We start from the raw sequence: 18,793 nt of genomic DNA, 5'->3' as shown, positions 1-18,793 counted from the left end.
GGGTCCCTCCCTCTCCCCGGAGGGAGAGGGTAAAGAAGATCAGGCGTCGTCTTCGGCGTCGGGGCCGGCCATCATTTCCTCGGCGACCTTGTCGGTGCGCGCGCGGATCTGCTTTTCGAGGCGGTCGGCGGTTTCGGGGTTGTCTTTCAGGAAGGTCTTCGAGTTCTCGCGACCTTGGCCGAGACGCACGCTGTCGTAGCTGAACCAGGCGCCGGACTTCTCGACGAGCCCGGCCTTCACGCCGAGATCGAGGATCTCGCCGAGCTTCGAGACGCCCTGCCCGTACATGATGTCGAACTCGACCTGCTTGAACGGCGGTGCGACCTTGTTCTTTACGACCTTCACGCGCGTCTGGTTGCCGGTCACTTCCTCGCCGGCCTTGATCGCGCCGATGCGGCGGATGTCGAGGCGGACCGAGGCGTAGAACTTCAACGCGTTGCCGCCCGTCGTCGTCTCGGGGTTGCCGTACATCACGCCGATCTTCATGCGGAGCTGGTTGATGAAGATCACCATGCAGCGCGAGCGGCTGATCGAGCCGGTCAGCTTGCGCAGCGACTGCGACATGAGACGCGCCTGGAGGCCGACATGGCTGTCGCCCATCTCGCCTTCGATTTCGGCGCGCGGCACGAGCGCTGCGACCGAGTCGACCACGAGCACGTCGATCGCGTTCGAGCGGACCAGCGTGTCGACGATCTCGAGCGCCTGCTCGCCGGTGTCGGGCTGCGAGACGATCAGTTCGTCGATGTTGACGCCGAGCTTCTTGGCGTAGACCGGGTCGAGCGCATGCTCGGCATCGACGAACGCCGCGGTGCCGCCGCCCTTCTGCGCTTCGGCGATCACATGGAGCGCGAGCGTGGTCTTGCCCGACGATTCCGGACCGTAGATCTCGATCACGCGGCCGCGCGGCAGGCCGCCGACGCCGAGCGCGATGTCGAGCCCGAGCGAGCCGGTCGAGATGACCTCGACCTGCATGGTTTCCTTCGAGCCGAGGCGCATCGCCGAGCCCTTGCCGAACGCGCGGTCGATCTGCGCGAGCGCGGCGTCGAGCGCCTTCTGGCGGTCGTTGGTTGCGGTTGCCATGCCGGTGTCGATCACTTTCAGATTAGCGGCCATTGATAAGCTCCCATCGCTAAAGCAAGCGCGCGTGCCATTCAACGCGTCAAACCCATGTATTCTCTTTGTTCTTGTGGAACAAGTGGGGAACGGCGGATTTATGGGGAAAGATTTGGGGTTTGGTCGGGGGTCGCGGAGGGGCTGGGCACGGCGCCGCGAAATCGGCCGCCTTAAGATATGATCGGTCGTCGTCCTCGCGCAGGCGTGGATCCATAGCCTGAAGGGCCAGCGATCCTATTGCTACGCCAACCAGTATGGGTTCCCGCCTCCGCGGGAATGACGGGGTGGGGGGGGACTTTTGATCGAGATCGGCTCAATCTTTATCCGGGCCGGGCTTTTTAGGGGCCGCGTTTTATCAGGCGAGCGTCGTTGCGAGGATCCACCAACCGCGGGCTTGCGCGGCGATTGCGGCGGTGTCTCTGGCCTGGGGGGTTTCGAACAGGGCGAAGCAGGTGGCGCCGGAGCCGGACATTCTGGACAGGAGGACGCCGTGCGCCGCGCCGAGGAGCGCGCGGACCTGGGCGATTTCGGGGGCCAGCGCCAGCGCGGGGGGCTCGAGGTCGTTGCGGCCGGCTTTGGCGCGATCGAGGAGGGCGCCTTCGGGGATCGGGCCTCGGTCCTGGCCGTCCCAAGTCTTGAAGACGGCGGCTGTGGAGACGGCTACGCCCGGGTTTACGAGAAGCAGTGGCGTGCCGGGCAGGCCTTCGAGAGTGGTCAGGGTGTCGCCTTTGCCGGTGCCGAGCGTGGTGCGGTTGGCGAGGCAGGCGGGGACGTCTGCGCCGAGCTTTGCGGCGATTTCGTGGAGGCGGGGGTCGGTTGACGTGACGCCGTGGAGGCGGGCCAGCGCGCGGAGCGTGGCGGCGGCGTCGGCCGAGCCTCCGCCTATGCCCGAGGCGATCGGGAGGTGCTTTTCGAGTGTTAGCGCGTGGTGGGTGCTTGGGGCGAATGCGGTGGTGAAGGCGTCTGCGGCAGCGGTTACGAGATTGCCTTGCCAGGGGGCGGCGCCTGGAGCGGCGTTGGGCGAGCCGTGCGCGTCTTCATTGTCGGCTCCCAATTGGGCCCCGGCCTTCGCCGGGGTGGTGCTGGGGGTCGGGGTAGTGCTCTGGGGGGGTAGGAGAGCCGCGGCGAACGGGCCGGTTATGGTGAGGCAGTTGGCCTCGGCGGGTTCTACCGTGATCAGGTCGCCGCCGGTGGCGAAGGCGAAGAGGGTTTCGAGGTCGTGGTAGCCGTCGGGGCGGCGGCGGCGAACGTGGAGCGCCAGATTGATCTTGGCGGGTGCGGGTTCTGTGATGGTGGGCATTGCGAGTCTCGGGGTTTGATTTCGGGCCGGTTGTTTCCCGCGGCTTAGCCAAGAAGTGCCCGTCATCCCAGCGCACGCTGGGATCTCGTGGTTTGGCAGGCGTTGCGTGCCTCGTGGGATCCCCCAGCTTTCGCCGCGGTGACGGACGCCGGAGGGGAACGATTGAGAAGGTCCGCCATGCTGCAAATTACAACGCGTGCCCTCACCCTTCCCACCCGGCTTTGCCGAGCGGGCCCCTTCCCTCTCCCCTTCAGGGAGAGGGTGGTAAGGTCAGCGCTTGGCTTTTGGGGGGAGGCCGTTGGCGATCTTTGCGGTTAAGCGTGCGGTTTCGGTGGGTTCGGCGGTGAGGAGCGCGGCGCGCCAGGCGTAGCGGGCTTCGTAGTTTCGGCCGATACTCCAATAGGCGTCGCCGAGATGGTCGCCGATCTCGGTATTGGCGGGTTCGCCCTGCGCGGCGCGTTCGAGCAGGGGGAGCGCGCGCGCCGTGTCGCCCGACAGATGATACGCCCAGCCCAGCGAGTCGATGATCGAGGCGTTGGTGGGGTCGAGGTGGCTGGCGCGCTCCAAAAGCTTTATCGAGGCGGGGATGTCGTCGCCGTGCTCGACCTGCGCGAAGCCGAGATAGTTGAGTGCGAGCGGTTGCGCGGGCCCGCGGGCGACCGCTTTTTCGAGCGCGGCGCGGGCTTCGGGCCAGCGGCCGGCCTGGTCGAGCGCGCCGCCATATTGCAGCCATGCGCCCCAACTGCCGCCGGTCTCGCCGTCCGCGGCGATGATGCGCTGGTACCAGGTCGCGGCTTCGGCGGGGTTGCCGGTGGTCAGGAGCAGGTCGGCGTAGCGTTGCCAGTCGGCGGCGTCCGCGCCCTGCTGGTCGACGCGATTCTTGGCCGCCGCAAGCGCTTCGCCGTCGCGGTCGGCGTTGGCGAGGATGTCGATCCGTTCGGCAGCCGCGGCGACCGCGAACGGGCTCTTCGGACCGACCTGGGCGAGGACGACGAGCGCACGGTCGACCAGCATGTTGCGGGCCAGCGCGTGGGCGAGGAGGATGCGGGCGCGGTCGTAGCCGGGATCGGCGCGCAGCGATGCCTGGGCCAGTGCGATCGACAGCGGCGAGGGTTCGCCGAGCGCGAGGTCGCTGGCGAGGTGCGCGAGCAGGCGCGAGACGCCGATCGCGAGCGGCTGCTTGGCGGGTGCCTTGGCGATCAGGTCGCGGGTTTCGGTGGCGAAGCGGCTGGCGACCGGGTCCTTCGCGGCGGTGGCGAGCGCGGGGCCAGGATCGCGGCCTTCGCCGTGCGCGACCCAGGCGTAGAGCGAAGGTGCGAGGACGACGAGCGGCCCGGTGGCGAGGGTGCCGATCGCAGCGTCGGCAGCCTTGGTATCGTTCGCGCGCGCGGCGTCGGCGAGTGGCAGGAGCGCGGCATCGGCGGGAGCAACACCGGCCTTGTTCAGGACGGCGACGGCGCGCGTGGCGAGCGGCATGTCGCCGGCCTCCAGCGCCTCGCGGTAGGCGCGGATCGCAATGACGGGATCGGCGGGCGATGCCGCCAGCACCTTGGTATAGCTGGCGGCGGCGAGGTCCGGTCGCCCTGCGGCATCGGCGACACGCGCCTTCAGATAGGCGGGGAGATCACCCGCTCCCGCCGTGGCGCCGGCCGTTGCGGGCGCCGCCAGGACGAGACCGAGTGCGAAGAATACGGGCTTACATGTTGGGATAATTGGGGCCTCCGCCGCCCTCGGGTACGACCCAGTTGATGTTCTGGGTGGGGTCCTTGATGTCGCAGGTCTTGCAGTGGACGCAGTTCTGCGCGTTGATGACGAACTTGGGGTCGCCCTCTTCTACACCCACAACCTCGTAAACGCCGGCCGGGCAATAGCGTTGCGCGGGCTCGTCGTACATCGGCAGGTTGTAGGCGATCGGTACCGCCGGGTCCTTGAGCGTCAGGTGGACCGGCTGGTCCTCCTCGTGGTTTGTGTTCGAGATGAACACCGACGACAGGCGATCGAAGGTCAGCACGCCGTCGGCCTTGGGATAGACGATCGGCTTGACGAGATCCTTGCGCCAGAGGCTCTCGTGGTCGGGATGATGGTGCATCGTGAAGGGCACCTTGATCCCCAGATGCTCAAGCCACATCGTGATGCCGGCGAGCCCGGAACCGATCAGGTCGCCGAACTTCTTGACCAGCGGCACGACGTTGCGGACGACCGACAGCTCCTTCTTGACCCACGACTTCTCGAACGCCTCGGGATAGGCGGCGAGTTCGTCGTGGCCGCGCTGCGATACGATCGCCTCGACCGCGGCTTCGGCGGCCATCATGCCGGACTTCATCGCGGTATGCGTGCCCTTGATCCGTGGCACGTTGAGGAAACCGGCGCTGTCGCCGATGAGGGCCGCGCCGGGCATGACCAGCTTGGGGATCGACTGAAGCCCGCCGTCGCTGATCGCGCGCGCGCCGTAGCTGACGCGCTTGGCGCCCTTCAGCAGCGCGGCGATCTCGGGGTGCGTCTTCCAGCGCTGCATCTCGTGGAACGGCGAGAGATGCGGGTTGGTGTAGTTGAGCCACGTGACGAAGCCGATCGAGACCTGGCCGTTCGCCTGGTGATAGATCCAGCCGCCGCCGTTCGAGCCTTCGGTCTCGGACAGCGGCCAGCCCTGCGTGTGGATCACGCGACCGGGGACGTGGAGTTCGGGATCGATGTCCCAGAGCTCCTTGATGCCGAGGCCGTAGACCTGCGGATCGCTGTCCTTGTCGAGCGCGAACGTCCGGATCAGCTCCTTGGTGAGGTGACCGCGGCAACCCTCGGAGAAGAAGGTGTATTTGGCGTGGAGTTCAAGACCCGGGGTGTAGTCGCCCTTGTGCGTGCCGTCGCGCGCGACGCCCATGTCGCCGGTCGCGACGCCCTTGACCGAACCGTCCTCGTTGAACAGGATTTCGGCGGCGGCGAAGCCTGGGAAGATCTCGACGCCGAGTTCCTCCGCCTTGCCCGCGAGCCAGCGGCAGAGGTTGCCGAGCGAGCCCGTGTACGTGCCCTTGTTGTGCAGGAACGACGGCGTGACGAAGTGCGGCATCTCGCTCTTCTTCGTCTTGCTGAGGATCCAGTGGTGGTTCTCGGTCACCGGCACCTCGGCAAGCGGGCAACCGTCCTCGCGCCAGTTCGGCAGAAGTTCGTCGAGGCTCTTCGGGTCGATGACCGCGCCGGAGAGGATGTGCGCGCCGACTTCGGAGCCCTTTTCGAGCACGCAGACGCTGATCTCGGCGTCCTTCTCGGCCGCCAATTGTTTGAGACGGATCGCTGCCGAAAGCCCCGCCGGACCTGCGCCGACGATCACCACATCATAGGGCATCGATTCACGTGTCGTCATCATCGTCTCCCGGGGGATGTCCCCTCTTTGCCGAGCTTTACGACCCGGCCCCTCGTTCGGGCTCGGGCCGGGACCGTCTTGTCCATTTAGGCGATTGCGCGAGTTGACCGCCACGTCAACCGTGCAGCATAGGTTACCCTGTGGGGGCGGACCAAACCATCGACTGGCGAAACGCCGCGGCGAGTGCGCTCGACTGGTGGCACGAGGCTGGCGTCGACACGCTGGTCGACGACGCGCCGCGCGACTGGTTTGCGGCGCCGGAGCCGCTTGTCGTGCCCGCCGCAACACCTGTTGCGCCGGTCGTAGCACCGTCCGCGATGCCGCTTTTGCTTTCCGACTTCCTCAACTGGCGGAGCAGTGCGGAGGTTCCCGAAGCGGACTGGAGCGGGGTTTCGCTGGCCGCTAGCGGGCCCGCTGACGCTACGGTCATGGTGCTTGTCGATTGCCCGGACCGCGACGACGGCGATGCGGGAGCGTTGCTGAGTGGGGCGTCGGGTCGGCTACTCGACAAGATGCTCGCGGCGATCGGCTTGACCCGCGACGAAGTGCACCTTGCAGCGGTCTGCGCGAAGCGGCCGACGGCGGGGCGGATTCACAGCGATGTCGAGGAGCGGCTCGCGGAAATCGCCAAGCATCACATCGGTTTGGTTGCGCCCGAGCGGCTGCTGCTGCTGGGCAATGCGGCGAGCCGTGCGATCCTCGGGACGGAATTACAGGCGGCGCGCGGGCGTTTACACGGGTTTAACCATAAGACCGGAGAAACGGGTATCGGTTCCACGGCTGTGGTCGCGAGCTTCCATCCGCGGTTCCTGATCGAGAAGCCGGCGGCCAAGGCCGAGGCCTGGAAGGATTTGCAGATGCTGATGGGCGGACAGATGTCGCAAAAGGGCGCGGAATGATTCGGACTCTGGCTATCGTATTGGGCTTGAGCGCCCTCCCCCTCCCTGCGTTCGCGGCGACCGCTGCGGGCGAGCCCGGCGCCGATGCGCGGCTCGGGACGACGCAACTGGTCGGCGCGCCGACGCTGGAGCAGATTCCGGACCAGCTCGATGCGGGCCAGCGTGAAGCCTACAAGACGGTGTTCGCAGCGATCCGCGACGGCAAGTGGACCGACGCGCAGATCGGGCTCGACACGATGAAGCCCGGCCCGCTGCACGCGATCGCGCGCGCGGAAATGTATACCGCGAAGGGTTCGCCCCGGATCGAGATGGAGCCGCTCGTCGCGCTGCTCAACGAAGCGCCCGAGTTGCCCGAGGCCGAACAGATTTCACGGCTGGCCAAGGTGCGCGGGGCGGTCGACCTGCCCCCCCTGCCCGCCGCACAGCGACTGATCTGGCAGGATGGCGCGCCGCGTCGCGTCCGCGCCAAGAGCCTGCAGGGCGACCTGATCGCCGCAGATCTCGCGCTCAAGATGCAGCCCTACGTCAAGGCGGACATGGGCCGCGAGGCGCAGTCGCTGCTCGAAAGCACGCCGGGGCTGACGCCCGAGGCGCTGACCGAGTGGCAGCAGAAGATCGCGTGGATCTATTTCCTCCAGGGCGACGACGTGAACGCGCGCGTGATGGCAGCGAAGGCGCAGGACGGCGTCGGCGACTGGGCGGTCCAGGGTCGCTGGGTCGGGGCGCTGTCGGCGTGGCGGCAGAACGACTGCGCGAATGCCGAGACCGGGTTCGAGGGCGTCGCGGCACGTGCCGGCGACGTCGATCTCCGTGCGGCGGCTTTGTACTGGGCGTCGCGTGCGGACATGGTGTGTTCGCGGCCCGACAAGATCGAGGGTCGGCTGAAGGCGGCGGCGCAGTTCGGCGAGAGCTTCTACGGCCAGCTTGCGCGCCAGCAGCTCGCGATGAAGGACAAGGGCACGTCGGTCGGTGGCCTCGTCGCCAGCGACTGGAAGGTCGTCGGCAAGCGTCCGAACGTTCGCGTCGCTGCCGCCTTGGTCGAGGTCGGCGAGACCGATCTGGCCGATACCGTGATCCGCCAGCAGGCGAAGATCGGCGATCCGCGCGAGTTCGGCAATCTGGTCCGCGTGGCGGAAGCGTTGAGCCTGCCGGCGACCACGGTGTGGCTCGCGCATAATTGCCCGCAGGGGATCACGTCGACCGCCGAAGCGCGCTATCCGACGCCGAACTGGACACCCGACAGCGGCTGGCACATCGACAAGGCGCTGGTCTATGCGCACACGCTTGAGGAGTCGCGGTTCCGCAACACCGTGAAGAGCCCGGCCGGCGCGTATGGCCTGATGCAGATCATGCCCGCCGCCGCGACCGACTTCGCGCGCGAGCGCGGCACTTCGATCGACATGAAGGCGCTGACCAAGCCGTCGACCAACATGGATATCGGCCAGCGTCATCTGGAGCGGCTGCGCGACATGGCGGGCGTCACCGGCGGGCTGCTGCCGAAGGTGATCGCCGCGTATAATGCGGGGCCGCGACCGGTCGGCGACTGGAACGCGATCGTCCACGATAACGGCGATCCGCTGATGTATATCGAGAGCATTCCGTATTGGGAGACGCGTGGCTACGTGACCACCGTGCTGCGCAATTACTGGATGTACGAGGCGCAGGGCGGCAAGAAGGCCTCGGTCAGCCGCAACGCACTCGCACAGGGCATGTGGCCGCGTTTCCCCGGCCTGCCGGGCGCGACCGCGGTGCGGATGGCGGCCAAGCCTTACACGCAATACCAGGCGAGCACGGTGCCCTTGCAGGCGACCGTCGCGGTAAATGCCAGCGTCGGGCCACGGTCCACGACCATCACGCGGACGGACTGAGCGTCATGCCGATCGACGAAAGCCGGATTTTCCTGCCGGTCCGTATCGCCGTGCTCACCGTGTCGGACACGCGCGGGCTGGCCGAGGATCGCTCGGGCGACACCCTCGTCGCGCGACTGACCGAAGCCGGCCACGTGCTCGCCGACCGGCGGATCGAGAAGGACGATGTCGAGACGATCGTCTCGCGCCTTCACGCGTGGATCGGCGATCCGGAAGTCGACTGCGTTATCACCACCGGCGGCACCGGCGTGACGGGCCGCGACGTGACCCCCGAGGCGATCGAACAGGTCGCGGAGAAGATGATACCTGGGTTTGGCGAACTCTTCCGCATGCTGAGCTACCAGACGATCGGCACCTCGACGGTGCAGTCGCGCGCGTGCGCCTGCGTGTCGCACGGCACCTATATCTTTGCGCTGCCGGGCTCGACGGGTGCGGTGAAGGACGGCTGGGACGGGATCCTGCGCGACCAGCTCGACAGCCGCCACCGGCCATGCAACTTCGTCGAACTGATGCCGCGGCTGCTGGAGCGGTAAAAACGCCAATTCGGCGCGGTTCGCACCAATTGATGGTGGGAACCACGTCATTACGGCGTCGCCAACTGCCGACCGGCCCTATTAAAATACCTCGTTACAATAGGCAGTTACGGCAACTGCTGCACTGTATTATATAACTGGCACACTCGATGCATTGGTCCTCATGCCGCCCGACCGGGCTGCTTCGACACCAATCATGCGAAGGACGCCGTCATGCCATCGATCATCCTGAACCTCGCCGCCGCCACCGCCCTCATCGCCGGCGCGCCGGTGCTCGCCGCCTCCGCATCGCCGACCAAGACCGTGCTCAAATACGATGCGAAGAGCGGGAAATATTGCATGACAGATCCCGCCGTCACCGGCAGCCGCCTCGAGCGGATCACCTGCAAGACGGCAACGCAGTGGAGCGCCGAGGGGCTCGACATGCCGAAGGCGACGATGCTCGCGCAGAAGTGACGCGGTGCGCTGCGGGACGACATCCTGGTGTCGCCCCGCCCCGCAAACGCCCTCCCTCAGCCGCGCAACGCCCGCCCTGCGATCGCATCCAGCTTGGCGACCAACGCCGGATCCCGCGCGTCACGCGCGGTAATGATGGCGCTGTCGAGGCCCGTGTCGATCGGCGAGGCCTCACGTTCCGCCGGTAGCGCGCGAAGCAACGCCATCACCATCGCGCGCGCCTTGGCCGCGTTTGCACCGAGCTGCGCGATCACCTGCGCGACGTCGACGCCGGCTTCGTCCTCGCGCCAGCAATCGTAATCGGTCACCATGCCGACCAGTGCGTAAGGAAGCTCCGCCTCTCGCGCGAGTTTCGCCTCGGGCATCGCGGTCATGCCGATCACGTCGCAGCCCCATTGCCGGTAGAGCCGGCTTTCCGCGCGCGTCGAGAATTGCGGGCCTTCCATCGCCAGATACGTGCCGCGGTCGTCGATCTGCGCGCCGGCTTCGCGCGCTGCGTCCGCCGCATAGCGCGAGAGCCGCGGACAGACCGGGTCGGCCATCGAGACGTGCGCGACCAGGCCGGTGCCGAAGAAGCTCGATGGGCGGCCCTTGGTACGGTCGATGATCTGGTCGACGATTGTGAAGCTGCCGGGCGGGCGAGCCTCCAACAGCGAGCCGACCGACGACACGGCGAGCACGTCGGTCACGCCGAGGCGTTTTAGCGCATCGATGTTCGCGCGCGCGTTCAACGCGGACGGGGAAATGCGATGGCCTCGACCATGCCGCGGCAGGAACGCGACGCCGACATGGCCGACACGACCGGTGTAGATCGCGTCGGACGGCTCACCCCAGGGCGTCTCGACGGTTTGCCAGCGACCGTCCTCGATGCCGTCGACCGCGTACAGCCCCGAGCCGCCGATGATGCCGATCGTCCAGCCGGTCATTCGGCGAGTGCTCTTGGCCGCGCGTAGACGAAGTAGATCACCAGTCCGAGCAGGTTCCAGAGCCCGAAATACAGCTGCGTCTTCGAGGGCAGGCTGAAGAACAGATACAGGCAGCCGAGGATGCCTATCGTGCCGACCAGCGTCGCGGCCGGTGCGCGGAACGTCCGGATCGCGTCGGGTGCGCGGCGACGCATCACCAGCATGCACGCACACACCGCGACGAACGCGGCGAGCGTGCCCGCGTTGGCGAGCGCGGCGATCTCGGCGAGCGGCAACAGGCCGGCGATCACCGCGACGATCGCCGCGGTGATCCAGGTGATCCGAACGGGGGCGCCCCGCCGCGAGACCTTGGCGAGGCTCAGGGGGAGCAGTCCGTCGCGGGCCATCGTGAAGAAGATCCGGCTCTGGCCAAACAGGAACGCGAGCAGCACGGTCGGGAGCGCGATCACCGCGGAGGCGCCGAGGAAGGTCGCGAACCCGGGCCGGCCGATCTCGCGCAGAATCAGCGCGAGCGGCTCGGCGCTGCCGGCGAACTTCGTGTACGACAGCGCGCCGACTGCGGCGACCGCGACGAGAATATAGATCGCGATGCACGCGACCATCGACCCGACGATGCCGATCGCGAGATCGCGGCCGGGGTTCTTGGTTTCCTCCGCCGCGGTGGAGATCGCGTCGAAGCCGTAGAACGCGAAGAAGATGATCGCCGCCGCGGCCATGACGCCGCGTTCGGCGCCGTCGGGCTGGACGGCCTTGGGGAAGCCGTAGGGCATGAACGGGTGCAGGTTGGCGCTGTTGAAGTAATGCAGCGTGATGAACACGAACACGGCCAGCGCGATCATCTTCACCCCGACGAGGACCGCGTTCAGCGTGGCGCTCTCGCGCGTACCGAACGACAGCAGCCCAGCGACGACGGCGATGATGAACACGGCGGGCAGGTTGACGTAGCCGCCAAGCTCGGGACCCCGGGTCATTGCGACGAATACTGCTGGATCGATCGGTAGCCAATGTTGCAGCAACGGCGTCGCATAGCCCGACCAGCCGACTGCGACGGTCGACACGACGAGAGAATATTCCAGGATCAGCGACCAGCCGATCACCCAGGCGATCAGCTCGCCGAGCACGACATAGCTGTAGGTGTAGGCGCTGCCCGAGGCCGGGATCATCGTCGCCATCTCGGCATAAGCGAGCGCCGCGCAAGCACAGATCCCGCCGGCGATGACGAACGACAGGATCACCGCGGGTCCGGCGAGCCCCGCGCCGACGCCGATCAGCGTCAGGATGCCGGTGCCGACAATCCCGCCTACACCCATCGCGACGAGATGCGGCCACGACAAGGTCCGCGCGAGTTGGTGCTCGGGCGGCTGCTCGGTGACGATTTTTCGGCGAAACAGACTGGCCACTTATATCCCCTCTTCTTTGGCGCGGGGAGTGGCACAGGAGGGCGGCGGGGGGCAAGTTCGCTACTCGCCCTCACCCTCCGTCATGCCGGGCTCGTTCCGGCATCCACGGTTCCGTACATCCGAGAAGTCCGAGTTCGCGGAACGGTGGACCCCGGAACCAGTCCGGGGTGACGGAGTGGGTTTGGATCGGTCACGATCCGATCGCAAAGCGAAGGGCTTCGTCCGAACGGTAGCTGCCCCCTTGTTCTCCCGCGAAGGCGGGAGCCCAGTCTGGGTCCCCGCCTTCGCGGGAGAACAAGCTACCTTACGGCAATCCTTAAACGGTGAAGCTCTCGCCGCACCCGCACGCACCCTTGGCGTTGGGGTTCTGGAACACGAAGCCAGCGGTGAAGTCGTCCTCGACCCAGTCCATCGTCGACCCGATCAGGTACAGGATCGACCCGCCGTCGACGAACAAGGTGCCGCCGGGCGTATCGATGCGCTCGTCGAACGGCTTCGCCTCGGTAACGTAGTCGACCGAATAGGCCAGCCCCGAACACCCGCGCTTGGGCGTCGACAGCTTCACGCCGATCGCGTCCGCCGGCGCGCGCGCCATCAGGTCGGCGATCCGCGCATGCGCCGTCGCCGTGAGGTTCAGCGCCGCCGGCCGTGCTCGCAATGTCGTCGCCATGTCTTCTTCCTTCCCCCCTCCCGCAAGCGGGAGGGGCCGGGGGTGGGCTCCCGGCAAGCCACTCATAACCGTCGTTCGCGAGGTGAGCGCGAGCCCACCCCCTGCCCCCTCCCGCTCGCGGGAGGGGAAGCAGAAGTTACAGCATACCCAGCTCTAGCTTAGCCTCGTCCGACATCTTCTGCGGATCCCAGGGCGGATCCCAGACCAGGTTCACTTCCGCGAACCCGACCCCAGGCACCGACCCGACGCGCATCTCGACCTCCGCCGGCATCGACTCCGCGACAGGACAGTTCGGCGTGGTCAGCGTCATCGCCACCACCGCATGCCCGTCCTCGGTCACCTCGACGCCGTAGATCAGCCCCAGGTCATAGATGTTCACCGGGATCTCGGGATCGTAGATCTCCTTCAGCGCATCGATGATCGCATCGTACACCGCACCGCCGGGCTCGCCGGGCGAATCCACCTGCGGCTTCTGCGCCAGAAACCCGGCAAGATAATCGCGCTTGCGCTCCGCATCGGAGTCCGTCTCCATGACGACGCGCGCCTTGGGCGGCGATGCGACTGCATCCACTTCCTCGATCTCGAACCGATCGCTCATCCGAATATCCTCGTTACTCGCTCGATACCGCGCACCAGCGCCTCGACGTCCGCCGGCCCGTTATACACGCCGAAGCTCGCACGTGCCGTCGCCTCGACGCCCAGCGCCTCCATCAACGGTTGCGCGCAGTGATGCCCGGCACGGATCGCGACGCGCTCCTCGTCCAATATGGTGCCGATGTCGTGCGGATGAACCCCTTCGATCGTAAAGCTCACGATCCCCGCCGAGTTCGACGGGCCATACAGACGCACTGAATTGATCCCCGACAGCGCGTCACGCGTCGCCGTCACCAGCGCCGTCTCGTGCGCGTGGATCGCGTCGAGCCCGATGCTCTCGACATAGTCGATCGCCGCATGCAGTCCGAGTGCGCCGACGATATGCGGCGTGCCCGCCTCGAACCGCCCCGGCGGCGGCGCGTAGGTGGTCCTGGCGAACGACACCTTGTCGATCATCGACCCGCCCCCCTGGTAGGGCGGCATCGCGTCGAGCAACTCGGGTTTGGCCCACAGCACGCCGATCCCGGTCGGGCCGTAGAGCTTGTGCCCGGAGAAGACGTAGAAATCGCAGCCGATCGCCTTCACGTCGACCGCAATCCGCGGCACCGATTGGCAGCCGTCGAGGAGGATCTTCGCGCCGACCGAATGCGCGATCTCGGTTGCGCGCTTCGCGTCGAGCACCGAGCCGAGCACGTTCGAGACATGCCCGAGCGCGACCAGCTTGTGCGCCGGCGTGATCATCGCCTCCATCGCGTCGAGATCGATGCGGTGGTCGGGGGTGAGCGGGATCACGTCGATCGCCGCGCCGACGCGTTCGGCGACCATCTGCCACGGCACGATGTTCGAGTGATGCTCCAGCAGCGACAGCAGGATGCGGTCGCCCGCCTTCAACTGCTCGCCGACCCAGCATTGCGCGACAAGGTTGATGCCTTCGGTGGCGCCGCGGACGAACACGACCTCGTCGGGCGAGCCGGCGCCGATGAACCGCGCGACGGCTTTCCGCGCGGCCTCATAGGCCACCGTCATGTCGGCCGAGCGCTGGTACACGCCGCGATGCACGGTGGCGTAGGTCTCGCCATACGCACGCGTGATCGCGTCGACCACGACCTGCGGCTTCTGCGCGGTCGCGGCGGTGTCGAGATACGCCCAACCCTCGGGGATCGCAGGGAAATCCGAGAGCCGGTCGAGCGCATCCTCTCCGGCACGGGGAGGGGGACCGCGACGCGAAGCGGCGGGGTGGAGGGGGGCTTCCACAGACGCGACGCCCAGTGGAGAGCCCCCTCCACCAGCTGCGCTGGTCCCCCTCCCCGTGCCGGGGAGGATTTGCGTCACGCCGTTCACAACGCCCGCTCCAACCACGCATCCGCATCCGCCACTAACGCCTCGCGCACCGTCTCGTCCGCAATCTGCACGAACGCATCGCCGACGAACGCCCGCGTGAGCAGCGCCTGTGCCTTGGCATGCGGGATGCCGCGGCTCTGCATATAGAACAGCGCGCGCTGGTCGAGTTCGCCAACCGTCGCGCCGTGCGCACACTTCACGTCGTCGGCAAAAATCTCCAGCTCGGGCTTCAAATTGACCGTAGCGGTCCGCTGCAACAGCAACCCGCGCAACGACTGCACCCCGTCGGTCTTCTGCGCATCGCGCGCCACCTCGACCCGCGCCGCAAGGCTCGCGGTTGACTTGTCCGCAGCCACCGCACGCCAGATCTGCTTGCTCTGCCCGTTCAGCGCCGCATGCCGCACCGACACCGCGCACTCCTGCCGCTGGTCGTTCCGCGTCAGCAAAGCGCCGCCATATTCGGCAAACGCATCGTCACCCGACACGGTAATCGCGCCATCGACCCGCGTCCCGGCATCGCCCGCGCCAAGCACGGTCACGATCAGGCTAGCCTCCGCACCGATCTCGACCTCGTCGCGCAACGACACGAAACCATCGGCCTGAAGCAACCGCAATGCACGCGCCAGCTTCGCACCCTTGCCGAGCGACATCCGCGTCGACCGGTTCGACCAACCAGCCCCGACATAGGTCTCAACCACCGACGCGCTCGCGCCGGCGACGAGAACGATCTCCGCAGGAAGCTGATTGTCGCCACCCGTGGCGATGTGGACGATCTGGATCAGTTCGGCCGTCGCATCCGCCTCGACCCGCAACGACCAGCCCATGCCAGTCGTCCGACGCCCGAGCGCGTGCGATCCGCCGTCGATCGGTACGATCGTGACGTGCCGCAGGTCGCTGCGACCTTCGTCGAGCACGCCATCGACGAACACCGCCCGTGCACCCGGCAAGTCGAGAAACCACTCGCCAGCATCCAGCGCAACGCCGCGCGGCAGTTCAGCCGCCGCCGCGATCGCCGCCGGATCACCCCAGCGCCAGGACTCCTCACGCGTCGAGGGAAGTTGGAGAACCGCGGTCATCGCACGTGCTCACTCGAAAAGAAGAAAAGTGGTTCGCGCAGAGGCGCAGAGGCGCAGAGAAGAGGAGAAGAACCGCCCATCAGGGCATTGATCTCACGGTCAACAATGGGTCGCGGGAGCACCGTCTTCGCGATGGCATCTCCGCGCCTCTGCGCCTCTGCGCGAACAAACTTCTTCCTGCCTGCGGCGCCGATAGACATCACGCCGCGATCCCCACATAGCCTTCGCTCTCGAGCTGCTTGGCGAGATCCTTGCCGCCCGAGCGGACGATGCGGCCGTCGGCAAGGACGTGGACGAAGTCCGGCTCCACGTAATCGAGCAGCCGCTGGTAATGCGTGATCAGCAGCACGGCCTTGTCGGGCGCACGCATGATGCGGTTGATGCCGTCGCCGACGACGCGCAGCGCATCGATGTCCAGCCCCGAATCGGTCTCGTCGAGGATCGCGAACTTCGGGTTGACGATGCCCATCTGGACCATCTCGTTGCGCTTCTTCTCGCCACCCGAAAAGCCGACGTTCACCGGCCGCTTGAGCATGTCGTAATCCATGCCGAGCAGATCCGCCTGCCCGCGCGCGAGCTTCAGAAACTCGCCACCCGACAAAGGCTTCTCGTCCCGCGTCGCGCGCTGCGCATTGAGCGCCTCGCGGAGGAACTGGACGTTCGACACGCCGGGGATCTCGACCGGATACTGGAAGCCGAGGAACACGCCCGCCGCGGCGCGCTCATGCGCCTCCAGTTCGAGCAGGTCGACGCCGTCAAACGTCACCGAGCCCGCCGTGATCTCATAGCCGGGCCGCCCGCCGAGCACATAGCCCAGCGTCGACTTGCCCGCCCCGTTCGGCCCCATGATCGCGTGCACCTCGCCCGCGTTCACTTCGAGCGACAGGCCCTTGAGGATTTCCTTGCCGTCGATCTCGGCGTGAAGGTTTTCAATTTTCAGCACGTTAAATAGCCCTACCGCGAACAGTTATGCTTTGGATGATGTCGTGTCCGCTGTTGAATAAAAAATGGCGAACCGCAGTCACTTTGAATTCAACCTTCGTTCCATGAACGTAGTTACATTCAACGACGTCCCCGGTTCGCGGAAGAACGGTCAGGTTATCAATTTCCATTGATGTAAATTCGCCATCAATCTCGATCTCAAACCGGACGCTCAAATTTTCGGTTTCTGACATCACCCCACCGAGCCTTCCAACGAAATTCCCAGCAGCTTCTGCGCTTCGACCGCGAACTCCATCGGCAGCTGCTGCAACACCTCCCGCGCGAAGCCGTTCACGATCAGCGCGACCGCCGCCTCCTGGTCCAGCCCGCGCGACATCGCGTAGAACAGCTGGTCCTCGGAGATCTTCGACGTCGTCGCCTCATGCTCGATCTGCGCCGACGGGTTGCGGACCTCGATATACGGCACGGTATGCGCGCCGCACTGGTCTCCCAGCAGCAGGCTGTCGCACTGCGTGAAGTTCCGGACGCCCTCCGCGGTCGGCGCGACGCGCACCAGCCCGCGGTACGTGTTGTCCGAACGCCCGGCCGAAATCCCCTTCGACACGATCGTGGATCGCGTGTTCTTGCCGAGGTGGATCATCTTCGTGCCGGTATCGGCCTGCTGGCGATTGTTCGTCACCGCGACCGAATAGAACTCGCCGACCGAGCCATCGCCGAGCAACACGCACGACGGGTATTTCCACGTGATCGCGCTGCCGGTCTCGACCTGGGTCCAGCTGACCTTCGAGTTCTTGCCCTGGCACAGCGCGCGCTTGGTGACGAAGTTATAGATCCCGCCGACGCCGTTCTCGTCGCCCGGATACCAGTTCTGCACGGTCGAATATTTGATCTCGGCATCGTCGAGCACGACCAGTTCGACCACGGCGGCATGCAGCTGGTTCTCGTCGCGCATCGGCGCGGTGCAGCCTTCGAGATACGAGACGTACGACCCCTTGTCGGCAACGATCAGCGTCCGCTCGAACTGCCCGGTATTCTCGGCGTTGATGCGGAAGTACGTCGACAGCTCCATCGGGCAGCGCACACCCTCCGGGATGTAGACGAACGTGCCGTCGGAGAAGACCGCCGAGTTCAGCGTCGCGAAATAGTTATCACGCTGCGGCACGACCTTGCCGAGCCATTTCCGGACGAGATCGGGATATTCCTTGATCGCCTCGGAGATCGAGCGGAAGATCACGCCCGCGGCCTCCAATTCCTTGCGGAACGTGGTCGCGACCGAGACGCTGTCGAACACCGCATCCACCGCGACGCGCCGCTTGGGCGTGCCGTCCTCGTTCAGCGGATCCTCGACCACGCCCGCCAGCATCTTCTGCTCGCCGATCGGAATGCCGAGCTTCTCGTAGACGCGCAGGATCTCCGGATCGACCTCGTCGAGTGAGCCGAGCTTCGGCTTCGCCTTGGGCTCCGCGTAATAATACGCGTCCTGGTAATCGATCGGCGGCACGTTGAGCTTCGACCAGTCGGGCGCCTCCATCGTCTGCCACAACGCGAACGCCTTCAGCCGCCAGTCGAGCATCCACTGCGGCTCGCCCTTCTTGGCGGAAATGAAGCGCACCGTGTCTTCCGACAGACCTTTCGGCGCGAATTCCTGTTCGATGTCCGAGGAGAAACCCCACTCGTACGTCTTGTTCGCGGCGGCATAGGCCTCTGCGTTCCGGGTAGCCATCATTCCATCTCCGCCGCAACGCGGCTCTCAAAAAACTCTGCGATCTCTGCGCCTCTGCGCGAACAAGAATCTTTGCGCGCAGAGGCGCAGAGATCGCGGAGGAAGGGGTAAGCTGCGCGCGTCATGCGGGCACCTGTAAAACCGGGGCTTGCGAAAGGCTGGCGAGCGACACACCGGCAAGCGCACCGCGGACCGCGCCGTTGACGGCGTTCCAGTGCGGCTTCACCTTGCACGTCTGCTCGACGCAGCAATCCTGCGATGCGCCATCGACGCACGAGGTCAGCGCGATCGGCCCCTCGACCGCCTCGATGATGTCGGCGAGCGAGATCATCGCGGGCGGGCGCGACAGGCGGAAGCCGCCCCCAGTGCCGCGCGTGCTCTCGATCAGCCCTGCGGCGGATAGCCGGCTCACCAGCTTCTGCACGGTCGGCAGTGGCACGCCGGTCTCCTCGGCGAGCAGCGTCGCGTTCAGCCGCGCGATACCGCCGCAATGACGCGCCGCGGCGCTCATCATCACGACCGCATAGTCGGCAAGGCTGGAAAGACGCATGGTGGCTTAGGAGTCCAATCGGACCGATATGATCCGATTGGACA

Annotated in this window: 17 protein-coding genes; 4 read left to right on the top strand and 13 right to left on the bottom strand. The window is 66.4% G+C overall.

Annotated features, from left to right (window positions below; genetic code table 11):
• Nucleotides 1-39 precede the first annotated feature (39 nt).
• From recA to VH567_RS17090, 4 genes are all read right to left on the bottom strand, one after another.
• Entirely contained in the window at nucleotides 40-1,113 is a 1,074-nt protein-coding gene (gene recA, locus VH567_RS17105; RefSeq protein WP_128455473.1) for a recombinase RecA, read from the bottom strand.
• Between the two features lie 355 nt (nucleotides 1,114-1,468).
• On the bottom strand, nucleotides 1,469-2,413 hold the full coding sequence (locus VH567_RS17100) for a 4-(cytidine 5'-diphospho)-2-C-methyl-D-erythritol kinase (protein WP_423327427.1): 945 nt from the start codon (nucleotides 2,411-2,413) through the stop codon (nucleotides 1,469-1,471).
• Nucleotides 2,414-2,683: 270 nt separating this feature from the next.
• The gene (locus VH567_RS17095; protein WP_423327426.1) at nucleotides 2,684-3,961 is read right to left on the bottom strand and encodes a tetratricopeptide repeat protein; all 1,278 of its coding nucleotides are present in this window, start codon (nucleotides 3,959-3,961) and stop codon (nucleotides 2,684-2,686) included.
• A 148-nt stretch (nucleotides 3,962-4,109) separates the two neighbouring features.
• Nucleotides 4,110-5,771 (bottom strand): electron transfer flavoprotein-ubiquinone oxidoreductase, encoded by a 1,662-nt coding sequence (locus tag VH567_RS17090; protein ID WP_423327425.1) that lies wholly within the window; start codon nucleotides 5,769-5,771, stop codon nucleotides 4,110-4,112.
• A gap of 140 nt (nucleotides 5,772-5,911) precedes the next feature.
• On the opposite strand from VH567_RS17090, the gene VH567_RS17085 reads away from it, so the two are divergent.
• The 4 genes from VH567_RS17085 to VH567_RS17070 all read left to right on the top strand — a co-directional run bounded on the left by VH567_RS17085 (nucleotide 5,912) and on the right by VH567_RS17070 (nucleotide 9,527).
• Nucleotides 5,912-6,670: a uracil-DNA glycosylase gene (locus VH567_RS17085; RefSeq protein WP_423327424.1), complete on the top strand. Its 759-nt coding sequence runs from the start codon at nucleotides 5,912-5,914 to the stop codon at nucleotides 6,668-6,670.
• Nucleotides 6,667-8,538, top strand: coding sequence for a lytic transglycosylase domain-containing protein (locus VH567_RS17080; protein WP_423327423.1), 1,872 nt, complete (start codon nucleotides 6,667-6,669; stop codon nucleotides 8,536-8,538). Before VH567_RS17085 ends, VH567_RS17080 begins: the two co-directional genes overlap by 4 nt.
• Nucleotides 8,539-8,543: 5 nt before the next feature.
• Nucleotides 8,544-9,071, top strand: a complete 528-nt coding sequence (gene moaB, locus VH567_RS17075; RefSeq protein ID WP_423327422.1) for a molybdenum cofactor biosynthesis protein B — start codon at nucleotides 8,544-8,546, stop codon at nucleotides 9,069-9,071.
• A gap of 213 nt (nucleotides 9,072-9,284) precedes the next feature.
• On the top strand, nucleotides 9,285-9,527 hold the full coding sequence (locus VH567_RS17070; protein ID WP_423327421.1) for a hypothetical protein: 243 nt from the start codon (nucleotides 9,285-9,287) through the stop codon (nucleotides 9,525-9,527).
• 56 nt (nucleotides 9,528-9,583) lie between these two features.
• Here VH567_RS17070 and VH567_RS17065 read toward each other — a convergent pair whose 3' ends face one another.
• The 9 genes from VH567_RS17065 to VH567_RS17025 all read right to left on the bottom strand — a co-directional run bounded on the left by VH567_RS17065 (nucleotide 9,584) and on the right by VH567_RS17025 (nucleotide 18,749).
• Nucleotides 9,584-10,453, bottom strand: a complete 870-nt coding sequence (locus VH567_RS17065; protein WP_423327420.1) for an S-methyl-5'-thioadenosine phosphorylase — start codon at nucleotides 10,451-10,453, stop codon at nucleotides 9,584-9,586.
• Nucleotides 10,450-11,853 carry an amino acid permease gene (locus tag VH567_RS17060; protein ID WP_423327419.1) on the bottom strand — a complete coding sequence of 468 codons (1,404 nt, stop codon included), beginning with the start codon at nucleotides 11,851-11,853 and terminating at the stop codon, nucleotides 10,450-10,452. The genes VH567_RS17065 and VH567_RS17060 overlap by 4 nt, the downstream gene beginning before the upstream one ends.
• A gap of 316 nt (nucleotides 11,854-12,169) precedes the next feature.
• A complete protein-coding gene (locus VH567_RS17055; RefSeq protein WP_332754289.1) occupies nucleotides 12,170-12,523 on the bottom strand; it encodes a HesB/IscA family protein in 354 nt (117 codons plus the stop codon).
• Nucleotides 12,524-12,659: 136 nt separating this feature from the next.
• The gene (locus VH567_RS17050; protein ID WP_056057670.1) at nucleotides 12,660-13,121 is read right to left on the bottom strand and encodes an SUF system Fe-S cluster assembly protein; all 462 of its coding nucleotides are present in this window, start codon (nucleotides 13,119-13,121) and stop codon (nucleotides 12,660-12,662) included.
• Nucleotides 13,118-14,278 (bottom strand): cysteine desulfurase, encoded by a 1,161-nt coding sequence (locus VH567_RS17045; RefSeq protein ID WP_423327460.1) that lies wholly within the window; start codon nucleotides 14,276-14,278, stop codon nucleotides 13,118-13,120. Before VH567_RS17045 ends, VH567_RS17050 begins: the two co-directional genes overlap by 4 nt.
• Before the next feature lie 176 nt (nucleotides 14,279-14,454).
• A complete protein-coding gene (locus tag VH567_RS17040) occupies nucleotides 14,455-15,534 on the bottom strand; it encodes a SufD family Fe-S cluster assembly protein (protein WP_423327418.1) in 1,080 nt (359 codons plus the stop codon).
• Nucleotides 15,535-15,733: 199 nt separating this feature from the next.
• Nucleotides 15,734-16,477 (bottom strand): Fe-S cluster assembly ATPase SufC, encoded by a 744-nt coding sequence (gene sufC, locus VH567_RS17035; RefSeq protein ID WP_423327417.1) that lies wholly within the window; start codon nucleotides 16,475-16,477, stop codon nucleotides 15,734-15,736.
• Between the two features lie 231 nt (nucleotides 16,478-16,708).
• Nucleotides 16,709-18,199: a Fe-S cluster assembly protein SufB gene (sufB, locus tag VH567_RS17030; protein WP_056057660.1), complete on the bottom strand. Its 1,491-nt coding sequence runs from the start codon at nucleotides 18,197-18,199 to the stop codon at nucleotides 16,709-16,711.
• Between the two features lie 121 nt (nucleotides 18,200-18,320).
• A complete protein-coding gene (locus VH567_RS17025; protein ID WP_423327416.1) occupies nucleotides 18,321-18,749 on the bottom strand; it encodes an SUF system Fe-S cluster assembly regulator in 429 nt (142 codons plus the stop codon).
• Nucleotides 18,750-18,793 lie beyond the last annotated feature (44 nt).

Origin of the sequence: Sphingomonas sp. 4RDLI-65, from assembly GCF_049472435.1 — a bacterium.
Taxonomy (GTDB): Bacteria; Pseudomonadota; Alphaproteobacteria; order Sphingomonadales; family Sphingomonadaceae; genus Sphingomonas.
This window is presented reverse-complemented; position numbering and strand designations above follow the sequence as displayed.